The organism is Micromonospora sp. NPDC005291 (assembly GCF_040607415.1).
GTDB lineage: Bacteria > Actinomycetota > Actinomycetes > Mycobacteriales > Micromonosporaceae > Micromonospora.
Genome location: NZ_JBEXGR010000038.1, coordinates 21,892 through 35,155 on the forward strand (window position 1 = coordinate 21,892; position 13,264 = coordinate 35,155).

17 protein-coding genes are annotated in these 13,264 nt (G+C 70.2%); 10 read left to right on the forward strand and 7 right to left on the reverse strand.

Going from position 1 to position 13,264, the window contains the following annotated elements:
• Window positions 1-16 precede the first annotated feature (16 nt).
• Entirely contained in the window at window positions 17-694 is a 678-nt protein-coding gene (locus ABZT18_RS30700) for a hemolysin III family protein (protein WP_354992895.1), read from the forward strand.
• An 86-nt stretch (window positions 695-780) separates the two neighbouring features.
• Here ABZT18_RS30700 and ABZT18_RS30705 read toward each other — a convergent pair whose 3' ends face one another.
• On the reverse strand, window positions 781-1,068 hold the full coding sequence (locus ABZT18_RS30705; protein ID WP_354992896.1) for a DUF6458 family protein: 288 nt from the start codon (window positions 1,066-1,068) through the stop codon (window positions 781-783).
• 112 nt (window positions 1,069-1,180) lie between these two features.
• On the opposite strand from ABZT18_RS30705, the gene ABZT18_RS30710 reads away from it, so the two are divergent.
• Entirely contained in the window at window positions 1,181-1,720 is a 540-nt protein-coding gene (locus ABZT18_RS30710) for a histidine phosphatase family protein (protein WP_354992897.1), read from the forward strand.
• A 58-nt stretch (window positions 1,721-1,778) separates the two neighbouring features.
• Here ABZT18_RS30710 and ABZT18_RS30715 read toward each other — a convergent pair whose 3' ends face one another.
• From ABZT18_RS30715 to ABZT18_RS30730, 4 genes are all read right to left on the reverse strand, one after another.
• Window positions 1,779-2,048, reverse strand: a complete 270-nt coding sequence (locus ABZT18_RS30715) for a DUF6458 family protein (RefSeq protein WP_030332052.1) — start codon at window positions 2,046-2,048, stop codon at window positions 1,779-1,781.
• A 280-nt stretch (window positions 2,049-2,328) separates the two neighbouring features.
• Window positions 2,329-4,185 (reverse strand): acyl-CoA dehydrogenase, encoded by a 1,857-nt coding sequence (locus ABZT18_RS30720; protein WP_354992898.1) that lies wholly within the window; start codon window positions 4,183-4,185, stop codon window positions 2,329-2,331.
• 129 nt (window positions 4,186-4,314) lie between these two features.
• The gene (locus tag ABZT18_RS30725) at window positions 4,315-5,439 is read right to left on the reverse strand and encodes a PP2C family protein-serine/threonine phosphatase (RefSeq protein ID WP_354993129.1); all 1,125 of its coding nucleotides are present in this window, start codon (window positions 5,437-5,439) and stop codon (window positions 4,315-4,317) included.
• Window positions 5,440-5,543: 104 nt separating this feature from the next.
• Window positions 5,544-6,176 carry a septal ring lytic transglycosylase RlpA family protein gene (locus tag ABZT18_RS30730; protein ID WP_354992899.1) on the reverse strand — a complete coding sequence of 211 codons (633 nt, stop codon included), beginning with the start codon at window positions 6,174-6,176 and terminating at the stop codon, window positions 5,544-5,546.
• Between the two features lie 187 nt (window positions 6,177-6,363).
• Between ABZT18_RS30730 and ABZT18_RS30735 the strand changes: the two genes are divergently transcribed.
• From ABZT18_RS30735 to ABZT18_RS30745, 3 genes are read left to right on the forward strand one after another with little or no spacing between them, the layout of a single operon-like run.
• Complete coding sequence (locus ABZT18_RS30735; RefSeq protein WP_354992900.1) at window positions 6,364-6,915, forward strand: phosphoribosyltransferase family protein; 552 nt, start codon at window positions 6,364-6,366, stop codon at window positions 6,913-6,915.
• A 33-nt stretch (window positions 6,916-6,948) separates the two neighbouring features.
• Window positions 6,949-8,007: a hypothetical protein gene (locus tag ABZT18_RS30740; protein WP_354992901.1), complete on the forward strand. Its 1,059-nt coding sequence runs from the start codon at window positions 6,949-6,951 to the stop codon at window positions 8,005-8,007.
• Window positions 8,008-8,064: 57 nt separating this feature from the next.
• A complete protein-coding gene (locus ABZT18_RS30745) occupies window positions 8,065-8,496 on the forward strand; it encodes an ASCH domain-containing protein (RefSeq protein WP_354992902.1) in 432 nt (143 codons plus the stop codon).
• 52 nt (window positions 8,497-8,548) lie between these two features.
• Here ABZT18_RS30745 and ABZT18_RS30750 read toward each other — a convergent pair whose 3' ends face one another.
• Window positions 8,549-9,427, reverse strand: coding sequence for an LLM class flavin-dependent oxidoreductase (locus ABZT18_RS30750; protein ID WP_354992903.1), 879 nt, complete (start codon window positions 9,425-9,427; stop codon window positions 8,549-8,551).
• Between the two features lie 56 nt (window positions 9,428-9,483).
• Here ABZT18_RS30750 and ABZT18_RS30755 point away from each other — a divergent pair, with 56 nt between their 5' ends.
• The 3 genes from ABZT18_RS30755 (at window position 9,484) to ABZT18_RS30765 (ending at window position 10,917) form a co-directional block, all read left to right on the forward strand.
• Window positions 9,484-9,684, forward strand: a complete 201-nt coding sequence (locus tag ABZT18_RS30755; protein WP_354992904.1) for a hypothetical protein — start codon at window positions 9,484-9,486, stop codon at window positions 9,682-9,684.
• 34 nt (window positions 9,685-9,718) lie between these two features.
• A complete protein-coding gene (locus tag ABZT18_RS30760; RefSeq protein ID WP_355253137.1) occupies window positions 9,719-10,138 on the forward strand; it encodes a hypothetical protein in 420 nt (139 codons plus the stop codon).
• Between the two features lie 77 nt (window positions 10,139-10,215).
• Window positions 10,216-10,917, forward strand: a complete 702-nt coding sequence (locus ABZT18_RS30765) for a dihydrofolate reductase family protein (RefSeq protein WP_354992906.1) — start codon at window positions 10,216-10,218, stop codon at window positions 10,915-10,917.
• 19 nt (window positions 10,918-10,936) lie between these two features.
• Here the strand turns inward: ABZT18_RS30765 and ABZT18_RS30770 are convergent, their stop codons facing one another.
• A complete protein-coding gene (locus ABZT18_RS30770; protein ID WP_354992907.1) occupies window positions 10,937-11,278 on the reverse strand; it encodes a VOC family protein in 342 nt (113 codons plus the stop codon).
• Window positions 11,279-11,465: 187 nt separating this feature from the next.
• Here ABZT18_RS30770 and ABZT18_RS30775 point away from each other — a divergent pair, with 187 nt between their 5' ends.
• Together ABZT18_RS30775 and ABZT18_RS30780 are read left to right on the forward strand one after the other, a co-directional pair.
• Complete coding sequence (locus ABZT18_RS30775; protein WP_354992908.1) at window positions 11,466-12,221, forward strand: hypothetical protein; 756 nt, start codon at window positions 11,466-11,468, stop codon at window positions 12,219-12,221.
• Window positions 12,218-12,607 (forward strand): transcriptional regulator, encoded by a 390-nt coding sequence (locus ABZT18_RS30780; protein ID WP_354992909.1) that lies wholly within the window; start codon window positions 12,218-12,220, stop codon window positions 12,605-12,607. The genes ABZT18_RS30775 and ABZT18_RS30780 overlap by 4 nt, the downstream gene beginning before the upstream one ends.
• Window positions 12,608-13,264 lie beyond the last annotated feature (657 nt).

Genomic DNA, 13,264 nt, shown 5'->3' on the forward strand with positions numbered 1-13,264 from the left:
GCCGTAACCTAATGACGTGACCACCTCCGCCCCGCTTCGACTGAAGCCGGTCGACATCGGCAAGCCCCGGATGCGCGGCTGGCTGCACACGTACGCCTTCTTCGTCGCCTTGGTCAGCGGCATCGTGCTCTGCTCGATCGCCGCCACCCGACCGGGGTGGGCGCCGTTGGTGAGCTGCGTCATCTACAGCCTGACCGTCTGCGGACTCTTCGGCACCAGCGCGTTGTACCACCGTCGGGTGTGGTCCGAGCGCGGCTACCAGATCATGCGCCGGATGGACCACTCGATGATCTTCGTGTTCATCGCCGGCACGTACACGCCGTTGTGCGTCATGCTGCTCGAACCGCGACCGGCCACCGTGATGCTGGCCCTGGTCTGGGGTGGCGCGCTGGCCGGCGTGGCGCTCAAGCTGGTCTGGCCGCACGCGCCACGCTGGGTTTCCGCGCCGCTCTACCTGGCGCTCGGCTGGGTGGCGGTGGCGATGCTGCCGGACATCCTGCACGGCGGCGGCGTCACGGCGCTGGTGCTACTGATCGTCGGCGGCGCGATCTACAGCGTCGGCGCGATCTTCTACGCGCTACGTCGCCCCAACCCGTGGCCGACCGTCTTCGGCCACCACGAGTTCTTCCACGCCTGCACTCTGCTGGCCGCGCTCTGCCACCACATCGCGATCTACCTCGCACTGTTCGCCTGAGCCAGCGGGCGGGGCACGAGCGCAAGGGGACACACGCGAGCCGGGGCCCCGCGACGCTGCGGGACCCCGGAGTATGCGAGCGAGGATCAGACCTGCCGGCCCGGCCGACGCACCTCGCGGTACTCCTGGACGACCCGGTCGTCCTGGACCGGCACCACCCGGTCCGCCACCACGCGCTCCTCGCGTACCGGAGCGGCGACCACCGTGCGGCGGCGGCTGTTCCAGAAGTAGAGGGTGGTGATCAGGCCGGCGACGCCGGCCAGCATCAGCACCCAGCCGACGACGGCCAGGTTCAGCCAGCCCAGGTCGGCCTCCACGGCGAATGCGAGGATCGCGCCCAGCGCGATCAAGAAGATGCTGCCACCAATGCCCATGTCTCGCTCCTCGGCTCTAACCTGGCGTACGGCGCGCCGCGGCCATAGGTAGGGGTGCGGCACCCATCGACTTACCCCGGCACGGAGATCGCCAATCGGGCAAGCTGAGGGCATGACGGACGCCGCCCCTGAGACACGGACACTGGTGTTGCTACGGCACGCGAAGGCCGAGCAGGGCAGCGACGCGGCGGACGATGCCGACCGGCCGCTCAGTGCGCGCGGGGACGCTGACGCCGCAGCGGCCGGGGCCTGGCTGGCGCACCAGGGGTTGCTGCCCGAGGTGGTGATCTGCTCGACGGCCAGACGTGCCCGGCAGACCTGGCACGGGGTCGCGATGGGGATGACCGGTTCGCCACCGGAGGGTGGCCCGACCGGTCCCCGCCCGACCGTCCGCTACGAGCCCGGCGCGTACGACGCCCACCCCGAGGAGTTGTTGGCGCTGGTCCGTACGGTCGACCCGGCGGCCCGCACGGCGCTACTGATTGCCCACAATCCGGGCATATCCCTGCTCTCTGCGTTCCTCGATCCGGAGGGGGCGGACGAGGAGGGTTTGCGTACCGCCGAACTGGCGGTGCACCGTGGCCCACTCGGCTGGGCAGAGCTGGGTCGTGCGGGAGCGCCGATCACGGCACGGCACACCGCACGCGACTGAGCCACCCGCCGATCCAACGACGGGTGGCTCAGGGGTACGCGCCCACGTCGTGCGCGGCTCAGGACGGCGGCGCGGTTGGCGGCGGCGGGTCTGGCGGCGGCGGCATCATCGCCGTCGGATGAGACAGCCGGTTCTCCTCCACGATGAGGGTCCGGGCCCGCTTGCGCCGGTCCTGCCAGAACCAGAGCGTGGTCAGCAGTACGGCCAGCCCGGCCAGGATGAACACCCAGCCGACCGCTCGCACGTCGATCCACCAGACGTTGGCTCTCAACGCGAAGGTCAGGATCGCGCCGATCGCGATGAGAAAAATGCCGCTTCCTACACCCATGTGCGCTGCACTCCCCCGTGCGGTGGCTCTGGGCGTTCCCTTTCGAGGTCACGCGACGGTTACCCGCCACGCCGCCGGCATACCCGACAGGGCTCGCCCAATACGTGCTCACCCCCACAGCCCGACGCGGACGCTGGCACTGCGGCCGGCGGACGCGCGCGGTACCGATTCGGGCATCCGCCCGGAGACGGCGGCGGCCGGCGGGGCACGTAGCCCCGCCGGCCGCCGGTGTCGATGCCGGGTGGTGCGACCCGGCACCTTCACACGTGCCGTGGCACGGTCAGAAGGCCTCCTCCGGGAGGTCCATGATGTCGAGGTCGGTGCCCTCGATGATCCGCCGGTCGGCGCCGATGCGGGGCAGAACCTCGCGGGCGAAGAACCGTGCGGCGGCCACCTTGCCGGTGTAGAACGCCTTGTCGGCGGCGGAGACCTCGCCGGTCAGCGCCTTGAGCGCGACGTCGGCCTGCTTCTGGAGCAGCCAGCCGACCACCAGGTCGCCGATCGCCAACAGGAAGCGCCGGCTGCTGAGCCCGACCTTGTAGAGCGAGCGGGTCTCGCCACCCTGCGCCTCGCCCAGCCAGCCGGTCATGACACCGAGGATGTTCTGGACCTCGGCGAGTGCCTTGCCGAGCGCCTGTCGCTCCTCCTTGAGCTGGCCGTTGCCCGCTTCAGAGGAGATGAACTCCTGGATCTCGCTGGCGACGGCCATCAGCGCCTTGCCATTGTCCCGAACGATCTTGCGGAAGATCAGGTCCAGGCTCTGGATGGCGGTGGTGCCCTCGTACAGGGTGTCGATCTTGGCGTCGCGAACGTACTGCTCCAGCGGGTAGTCCTGGAGGAACCCGGAGCCGCCGAAGGTCTGCAGGGCCTCGTGCCCGAGCATCTCGTACGCGCGCTCCGAGCCGACGCCCTTGACCAGCGGCAGCAGCAGATCGTTGACCCGCTTGGCGAGCTTGGTGGCCTTCTCGTCACCGGCAGCCTCGGCGATGGCGACCTTGTCCTGCCAGGTGGCGGTGTAGAGAACCAGGGCGCGAAGACCCTCGGCGTACGACTTCTGCAGCAGCAGCGAGCGGCGCACGTCCGGGTGGTGGGTGATGGTGACCCGCGGCGCGGTCTTGTCCGTCTGCTGGACCAGGTCGGCGCCCTGCACCCGGTTCTTCGCGTACTCCAGGGCGTTGAGGTAGCCGGTGGAGAGGGTGGCGATCGCCTTGGTGCCGACCAGCATCCGGGCGTACTCGATGATCATGAACATCTGCCGGATGCCGTCGTGCTTCTCGCCCAGCAGCCAACCCGTGGCCGGTACGCCGTGCTCGCCGAAGGTCAGCTCGCAGGTGTTGGAGACCTTCAGGCCCATCTTGTGCTCGACGTTGGTGGTGTAGACGCCGTTGCGCTCACCCAGCTCGCCGGTGGTCTCGTCGAAGTGGAACTTCGGCACCACGAAGAGCGACAGGCCCTTGGTGCCGGGGCCGCCGACGCCCTCCACGCCCACCGGGCGCGCCAGCACGTAGTGCACGATGTTGTCGCTGAGGTCGTGCTCACCGGAGGTGATGAAGCGCTTCACGCCCTCGATGTGCCACGAGCCGTCCGGCTGCTGGATGGCGCGGGCGCGGCCGGCGCCGACGTCCGAGCCGGCGTCCGGCTCGGTGAGCACCATCGTGGAGCCCCACTGCTTGTCGATGAAGAGCTTGGCCCACCGCTTCTGCCGCTCGGTGCCCTCGACCTCCAGCACGTGCGCGAAGGACGGGCCGGAGGCGTACATCCAGATCGGGGCGTTCGAGCCGAGCACCAGCTCGGCGAGGGCCCACCAGAGGGCACGCGGTGCGGTGGTGCCGCCCAGGTGCGGCGGCAGGTCCAGGCGCCAGAACTCAGAGTCCATGAATGCCTGGTAGGACTTCTTGAACGACGCCGGCAGCGGCGCGGTGTGCGTGGCCGGGTCGAACACCGGCGGGTTACGGTCACTGTCCGTGTAGCTGGCGGCCAGGTCCTCGCGAGCGAGGCGGTCGAGCTCGGCGAGGAAGCTGCGGGCCGTGTCGACGTCGAGTTCCGAGTACGGTTCCTGGCCGAACGCCTGGTCCGCCCCGAAGACCTCGAACAGGTTGAACTCAAGGTCCCGCAGGTTGCTCTTGTAGTGGGTCATGCTCGCTGGCCCCGCTTCCGGACAGGTGTTACCGATCAGTAACCCCAACCCTATTACTCGCGGGTAGGTACCGACAAGCGGATCGCCCAAGTGACAGCGATTACACACCTGCGTGCTGCGGGGCCAGGATCAGCTCTCGGCCGCGCCGACCTCCCAGCTCGGGACGGCCGCCGCCGCGCCGGTACGGGCGCCGACGTACTCCATCAGGACCAGGGCGATGTCGTCGTCGAGCCGGCCATGCACCCACTCGACCAGGGCCGTCTCCAGCGAGGCCAGCCCGTCGGCGACCGTACCGTGGCCGAGCAGCCGCCAGGCCCGGTCGGCGGTGGGGAAGAACTCGCCGTCCCGCCGGGCCTCGCCGAGGCCGTCGGTGAACAGCAGCAGCCGGTCGCCCGGCTCCAGACGTTCGACGCGAGGGCGAACCACCGGCATGAACCCGAGTGGGGGCGCCGGTGCCGGCGGCTCCAACGGGATCACCGCACCTCGGCGCAGCAGCAGCGGCGGCGGATGCCCGCAGTTGACGATCGTGAGCGTCCCACCGCGCTCCTCCACCAGAGCCGCGGTCACGAAATCCTCGTCGCCGACATTGCGGGCCACCGCACGGTCCAGATCGGCGACGACGGCGCGCAGGTCGGCCCGCTCGTACGCCACATGCCGGTAGGAGCCGAGGACGATGCTGGCCAGCCGGACCGCGTCCAGACCCTTGCCACGCACGTCACCGATGATCATGCGTACGCCGTAGGGCGTGTCGATCGCCTCGTACAGGTCACCGCCGATCTCAGCCGTCGCCGTGGAGGAGATGTAGCGACCCGCGACCGCGAGCGTCCCGACCTGCGGCCCGAGCGGACGCAGCACGGCCTGCTGGGCCACCGAGGCGAGCTTGGTCAGCTCGACGATCCGCTCCGCCTGCCGCTGCCGGACCCACGTCACCGCGACCGCCAACCCGGTGGCGAGCGCGACCGCGACCACGTTGACCGAGGTGACCAGCGACATCTTCGGCTCGACCAGGGCGAAGCCGGCGCCGATCAGGGTCGCCGCGACGCCCACCCCGAGCACCACCGGCCAGGACGCCAGAGCGGCGGCCAGGAACGGTACGGCCGCCAGGAGCGCGATGTAGTGCGCCGGGCGGCCGTCCGCAGCCTCGACCCCCGACACGATCGCGAGCAGAACGAGGGCCGCGCCGAGGCCGGCGCGGGATCCGGGGCTCAGCGGGCGACGGCCCGGCTGGAGGAGTCGCGTGGATACGAGGGACAGTTTGCCTGATCCGCGTGAACCGGTGAATGAACCTGACCCGTCGTCCGAGGAGGTTCTGTCCGGCCGGCCCGGTTGATCGGCCGAATCGGCGTCATCCGCCCCGGTCAGCCGAGGACCTCGTACCGGACGGTGAGCGCGCCCACGTCGACCGAGGCGATGGTGGCGAACGCGGCCCGGGACAGGTCCAGGCAGCGGCCGTCGATGAACGGGCCGCGGTCGTTGATCCGCACCACGACCGACTTGCCGTTGGCCGGGTTGGTCACCAGGACCTTCGTGTTGAACGGAAGCGTCTTGTGCGCGGCGGTCAGCTCGCTCGGGTTGAACGACTCGCCATTGGCGGTGAGCTGCCCCTCGGAGTAGAACGAGGCGCCGCACGAGCCGCTGTCCAGCACCTTCGGTGCCGCCGTGGTCTTCTTCGCGGTCGGGCTCGGCTTCGGCGACGCCGTGCGGGCCTTGGCCCGGGAGGCGGCCTGCTGCGACCGGCTGGCCGACGGGCTGGCCGTCACGCTCGGCGAGGCGCTGGCACTCGGGGAGGCGGCCGGGGAGCTGGGGGCGAGGCTGCTGGCGGCGGTGGTCGGGGTGAGTTCGAGAGTCGCCTGCCCCGACTCGGCGGAGCCGGAGGTCAGCTGCACGGCACCGAACGTGCCCCCGACGGCGAGGGCGACGCCGACCGCCGCAGTGGCCGCGATGCCCGCCGGGGAGGAGAAGATGCGGGTACGGGAGTGCTTACCAACCACCAGCTCGGTCCTATCGTCGACTGAACAAACCGGGTCGGACCGTAACGAGAGAAGCACTTCCGAAGTCAACGTGATCATTGTGTTATGCCCGCATTTACACTGGTACGTGTAGCCGATCATCCGATCCCGGGTGGGCCAGCCGGCCCAGGTGCCGACACGTCGACCGCGGGTGCCGCAGGATGGGCGGATGCCCGCTGAGCTGACCGACCGCCTGGCCGCCCTGTTCCAGTGGATCGACCCCGGCCCGGGTACCAGTCACCTGGTCAGCGACATCTCCGGTTGGTGGCGGGACCCGACCGTGCTGGCCGAGCTGGGGCCGGCCCTGGTGGCGCCGTACCGGGCTGGCCGACCGACGGTGGTGCTCGCCCCGGCGGTCACCGGGCTGCTGCTCGGGCCGCTGGCCGCCACCGCCCTCGGGGTCGGCTTCGTGGCAGCCCACAAACCCGGCGACGGGCGGCTGCCAGCCGGGCCGCTCACCTGGGCACAGAGCCCGCCGGACTACCGGGGCCGGCAGGTCGACCTGGCCGTACGGGACCGGCACCTCGGCCCCGGCGACCGGGTGCTCGTGGTGGACGACTGGGTGCGCACCGGTGCGCAACTCCACGCCCTCTACGACATCTGCGCCGCACGTGGTGCCGAGGTGCTGGGCACCGCCGTGGTAGCCGTCGACTGCCCGCCCGAGGTCGCGGCCGAGCTACGGATCACCGGCCTGATCAACGCCAGGGACCTGCCGGCTTGACCTGAACCGAGGTTCACCTCCGACGATCAGTGTATGAGTGACGATATTCTCGACGAGGCGTACGAGCGACTGCACCGCACCGGCCCCGAATACGAGGGTTGGCTCTCCAACCACGGGCCGATGACCGTCGAGGCGCTGGCCCGACACGGGCACCAGCAGCGGGTGCATCGCTGGCTCGACGACTACCTCGGCCGACTCGACGAGCTGCCCCGAGGGCTACACCCGATCGACGACTGGCGGGGTGCGCTCGGCGATCCGAAGCGGGCCGGTGACTGGCTGACGTACTTCGACCGGCACCTGCGCGACCGCCCATGGCGCGACGTGCTCGGGACCTGGTGGCCCCGGCTGCTGCCCGGCATCGCCGCCGGCGCCACCCACGGCGTGATCCGGGTCGGGCACGCCGTACGCGCGCTCGGCTCGAACGAGGTGAACCCGCAGCGGCTCACCGAGTTGGGCCAGGCCCTCGGCTACTGGGCGGCCCGCTGGCAGCCGGTCCCCGGCGCCGCCCGGTTGCTCGACAACGTCGACGTCGGCGAGTCGGACGGGCCGAACACGGACGGGACCGACGTTGACGTCGCGCTGGCCGGGTTGCCCCGGATCGACGACCAGACCGGGGGCGTTCGGGATCGGCTGGGCCAACTGCCGGGCGTACCCCGATGGGAGCCGGCGCTCGCGGCGCTGCGCCCCGCGCGCAGCCCGGCCGAGGCGAAACGCGGGCTCACCACGTTGGTGCACCGGGCCGGGCTGGACTACCTGCGCTTCGGGCACGCGGCGCCGGTCATGCTGGTGCACGCGGTGACCGCACCGACTGCGGTGCTGCGTACCCTGCCGGCACTGGACCGTGGGCTGTGGGCGCCGAGCCTCGCCGCGGCCTGGTCCGCGACGGCGGCCATGACCTCGGTGTACGCCCCAGCCGACGGCATCGCGCCACCGATCGTGACCGCCGCGACCCCGGCGGAGGTCTTCGCCCGCGCGGCCCGGCACGGCGACGAGCATGTGGTCAAGCTCGCCGACGCGGTGCTCGACGCGCACGCGACAAGTGGCGACGACCGGTTACTCGCCGCCGCCGGGTATGCCGGCCAGTTGATCTGAGCGGAGCCCGGCGAATTGCGGCAGCGGTGTGGGCCGCGCTGGCCTAGCCTCGGCAGGATGTGGCCTCGGATCGGTGACCTGCGCGCCCTCGCCCTCGGCACCCCCGGCGAGCTACGGGCGACCCTCAACACCCTGGTGCTGGCCGGAGTGAAGACCGCGACGGCCGGCCGGCTCGCCGAGTACGCGGACGAGGGCGAGGAGTTGGAGCACGTCGGCGAACGACTCGCCCTGGTCGACGACGACGACGCGCTGGCCGGCGTCGTGGAGATCACCGCAGTCGAGGTGGTCCGCTTCGCCGACGTGCCGTGGGACTTCGCCCGCGCCGAAGGTGAGGGTGACCGCTCGATCGAGGAGTGGCGGGCGGGGCACTCGGCCTACTGGGCGCGGCTCGGCACCCCGGTCGACGACGACACCCCGATCGTCTGCCTCCGCCTGCGACTGGTCTCCGGCGGCGAGGGCGGCGTGGCCAGCGGCGACCTCGGCACCTGATCCGGTTGCCGGGGCTTCCCGACGGTGGCCGCCCGCCGTTGGCGCTGCCGCCTCAGCCGCGCAGGTCCGGCAGCAGCCGGGTCGCCACGTCCACCAGGATGGCCTCGTCGCCGGCATACCAACTGCTGGCGCGCGGCCAGTGCGTCACCACGTCGGTGAAACCGAGGTCGGCGGCCCGGCCAACCTGGTCGGCGAAGAACTGCGCGCTGCTGAGCGAGAAGACCGGTGCCGCGTCCAGCGAGAGATAACGGTCCAGGGTGGACGGATCACGACCGGCCTCGTCCAGGGTCCGGTCCATCCGCGCGGACAGCGTCGACACGCTGTCCCACCAGCCCTGCACGTCGTCGGCGTCAGTGCCGGTGGTCACCCAGCCCTGACCGAAGCGGGCCACCAGTCGCATCGATCGTGGCCCGTTGGCGGCCACCACGAACGGAACCCGGGGCTGCTGCACGCAGCCGGGGTTGTTGCGGGCGTCCACCGCGGCGAACCAGTCGCCGCGCCAGGTGGTGCCGTCCTCCCGCAGGATCAGATCGAGCAGTTCGGTGAACTCGGCGAACCGGTCGACCCGCTGGCGCGGCGGCAGCGTCTCGCCGCCCAGCACCGCCGAGTCGAAGCCGATGCCGCCCGCGCCCAGGCCGAGCAGCAGTCGACCATCGGAGACGTCGTCCACCGTGGTGATCTGCCGGGCGAACGCGGCCGGGTGCCGGAAGTTCGGCGACGCCACCAGCGTGCCCAGCCTGATCCTGGAGGTCACCGTGGCGGCGGCGGTCAGCGTGGCCATCGAGTCGAACCACGGGCCGTCGACCAGGTCCCGCCAGCCCAGGTGGTCGTACGTCCAGGCGTGGTCGAAGCCCCACTCGTCGACCTGCCGCCAGCGGCGCTGCGACTCCGCCCAACGCTGGTCCGGCAGGATCACGATGCCAATTCGCATGATCGCCAGCCTAGCCGGGCGCACCACCAGCGCCGAGTCTTCGCTACCGTTCCGTCATGGACCTACGGTCGCAGCAGGGCGGCAGCGACACCGTACGAGCATTCGGCACCGTGTCGCTGGTGGCCGGCTTCATGACCTCGCTGCTCACCATGTCGTCCGGCTATAACGGGCTCAAGCCGCACATCCTTGCCGCCTTCCTCATCCTGACCGGCCTCGGTCTGCGGATCGAGGCGGCGATCGTCGACCGTAAGTCGTAGATCCACCGTGCCTGCCGGCCCGTACTCTGCGGGAATGTCGGCCGGTCCAACCACTCCCCGCGTACCCCTGGATCGTCGGATGCGGACGCTCCTCGCGGCGGCGATGGTGCTCGCGGTGGTCGTTCCCTCCTTCATCCTCCGCGAGTTGATCGAGTCCCGATTCGGCCACGGGCCGATGGCCGACTTCAGCGCGATCGCGGTGCCGGTGGCGGCGACCGCGTGGCTCGCGCCGTACGCCTCCTACCGACGACGCGATGCCCTGCTCTGGCTGGTCGGCCCGGGCATCTACGTCTTCGCGGTGATCGCCTGGCGGCTGACCATCGCGCCCTACCGGGACTGGAGGCCCCGTCCGGAGGAGGTGCCCCGCATGCGCTGGCTGCGCGATCCCGAGCGCGCCGGGACGTGGTACCTGGCCGAGCCGGAAGGTGACACGCGTCACACGCCCTCCCGGTAGGGGGTTCTCGTTCGGCTCCGACCCATCGGTGAGCGGCACCCAGGCGGGGTGTCGCCCGATGAGAGGACCGGGGCGAGATGACGAAGGTGACTGCACAACTGTCGGTGTCGATGGACGGGTTCTACGCCGGCCCCCAGTTCAGCGGCGACGGCAACTGGAGGGACTCGGCCGAGAGCGCCGGATTCTTCCGGGTCACCCGCTGGGCGACCGAAGCAATGGCATGGCGCGAACGGCTGGGCTTCTCCGGTGGGAGGCAGGACACCAACTCCGAGGTGGTCGCCGAGTCCTTCGGCGCTGCCGGCGCGTACGTGATGGGCCGGCGGATGGCCGACGGCGGTGAAATCCCCTGGGGCGAGGTGCCGCCGTTCCGCGCGCCGGTCTTCGTCGTCACGAACCGCCCGCGCCAGCCCCTGCTCCGCGGAGGTGGCACCAGCTTCACCTACGTCACCGATGGTGTGGCCAGCGCCGTCGAGCAGGCACGCGCCGCAGCTGGCGGCAAGAACGTCGCCGTGGCCGGGGGCGGCAGCCTGGTGCGGCAGGTGCTCAAGGCCGGCCTGCTGGACGAGTTGGAGCTGCACGTCGTACCGGTCGTGCTCGGCACCGGTCTCCGGCTGTTCGACGCGGACCTCGACCTGGGCGAGAAGGAGGCGATTGAGCTGACGCCGACCCGCGTCCTCCACACGCCGCAGGTCACCCACATCCGGTACGTGGTGAGCGGTCGCGCCCCGCTCGTGCTCGACGATCGTGGCAGCGGTGGCGGCCCGACGGTGACGGAGTGAACGCCGGAGGCAGCCGCGGCTACAGCCGTGACAGCACCAGCAGCCGATTGCCATCGGGGTCCGTGACCCGGGCGGACCGCTCACCCCACGGCTGGTCGACCGGCCTCTCGGTGACCGTCGCACCGCCCACGCGTAGTGCGTCCACGGCCGCGTCGCAGTCGTCGGCGTAGACGCACAGCTCCCAACGGCGTGCGAGGGCAGGGTCGCCGGCATCCGGGTCGGCGGCCAGGCCGAGCTCGCTGTTGCCCAGTCGGAGTGCGACGAACTCCGGGTCGCCGTCCTCCGGGAACCGGTAGGTCAGTTCGAAGCCGACCGCGTCCCGATAGAACGTGATCAGTCGTGGCAGGTCGGGTGTCGTCACGATCGGAAACGCTTCGGTGAACACGGACCACCTCCGAGCCGGACAGTAGCCGGTGCCGAGGCTCAGGAGGAACAACCACGGTCGATCCAGTCGGGTGTCATCGTCTCGCTGAAACTCTTGCGCAGAATGGTTTGCGATGCAAACCTATTGGTAGTGCAGCAAGAGTCGAGGCAGCCTGGAGGTCACCGTGTCGGAGCAACCGAACGCCGCGCCGTACCGCAAGGACACACCGGGCGAACTCCTCGCATCGGTGGCCGCCCTCCGACGGCGCACCCGGGCCGTCCGCCACGCCTACTGGTTACCGCTCCTGGTGTTCGGTCTCCTCATGGCGATGGCCGCACCCCTGTACGTCGAGTCGGTCGAATCGCCAACCTTGCGTGCCACGGAGGACAATCCCGCACTGACCGGCCTCGGCGGGGATTTCCTTGAACGCTCGGCAGCCCTTGGCTGGTACTGGCTGGTGGCACTCATCGGCGGCTACCTGCTCAGCCTCTGGTGGTATCGGTGGCATGGTGTGCGGGTGGGTGTGCAGACTTCGACCCGGGCGTACGTCGTTGCGGGCATCGTGGGCACCCTGGTCGGGCTCGTGCTGCCGATCGTCCTGCGATTCCTGCTGCTCAACACGGCGACGGCGATTTCGACCGGAACCAGTTGGGCGACCACACCCCTGTTGGGCATGTCCAATCGCGGCATGCTCCCGCATCTGGTCATCGCGGTCGGTCTGGTGGTCCTGGCCCGACTGGAACGCAGTCGCGGCCTGACGGCGGTGGTCGCCTGCTTCATCGCCGCGGTCGTCCTGGTGAACATCTACTTCCACACCACGGACTTTGAGCCGGGCGACTTGAACCGCTTCAGCTTCCTGCTGGCGGCCCTGCTGCCAGCACCGATCCTGCTCGTCGGTGGCACCGTCGCCCTCCTCACCACGGGCAAGAGGTCGGCGTGAGCGGTGAGAATGGCACCAGCTCCTCGGCCGCCGGCCCTGGCAACGGTGGGCACCCGACGAACGGCCTCAGCGACACCGTCCACCAGCGCAACCGGCTCGGCATCCTCACCATCGCGGCGGAGGCCGAGCGGGTAGAGGTCGCCTATCTCCGCGACGCACTCGAACTCACCGCCGGCAATCTCTCCCGACACCTCGCCGTGCTGGAGGAGGCGGACCTGATCCAGATCGAGAGGGGTTACCACGGCCGCAGACCCAAGACCTGGATAAGGATCACCGAGCAAGGGCAGGCGGCACTGGCCGCCGAGATCAGCGCACTGCGGGAACTCCTCCGACGCCACCAACAGGTTGATAACGCTTCTCGGCGAATGCCCGGTAGAGACGCCTGACGTTTCGCTGTTAGCGTCGCGGCCATGCCTCAGGAACGAGCAGGACGGCGTCGTTCGAGTGCCATCTTCAACAGTCGCGCAGCGGTCCTGGTCATGATCACAATTGAGGCTCTGTTCATCGGCTACCTCGTGATCCAGGCCTTCCGGTCCGATGGCTGGCGCCCGCTCATGTACGCACTGGGCGCCCTCGGTCTGGCCATGGTCGTTGGTGCCGTCGGGTGGAGTCGCCCCGCAGTCGGCCATGACGTGACAGCGCGCTCCCGCCCCACGTGTGCAGCGCCCCGGAGTTGATCGCCCACACCGCCCCGCCTGGCCTCGACCATTCCGGCGCCGGGTGACGTTCTAGCCGGTGAGGGATTGGGGATGACCGAGACGTTCCACGAGTTCGTGGTGCACCGCCCGTATGACCCGCCGGTCGCCGAGCCAGAGCGCCAGTGAGCAGGCGTCGACCGGCTGGGTGATGGCTGAGGGTCATCCGACAATGTCAAAGGCCCCGGCTCGGATTCGCATCCTGACCAGGGCCTTCGCGGTGGAGCGGGTGACGGGAATCGAACCCGCACTGTCAGCTTGGGAATCGGATTGATCTCCGGTCAGAGCTGCCAAGCCAGCTGGTGAATGAGCGGGGAGCGTCAGGGTTTGCGGTGTCGATGTGCCGGC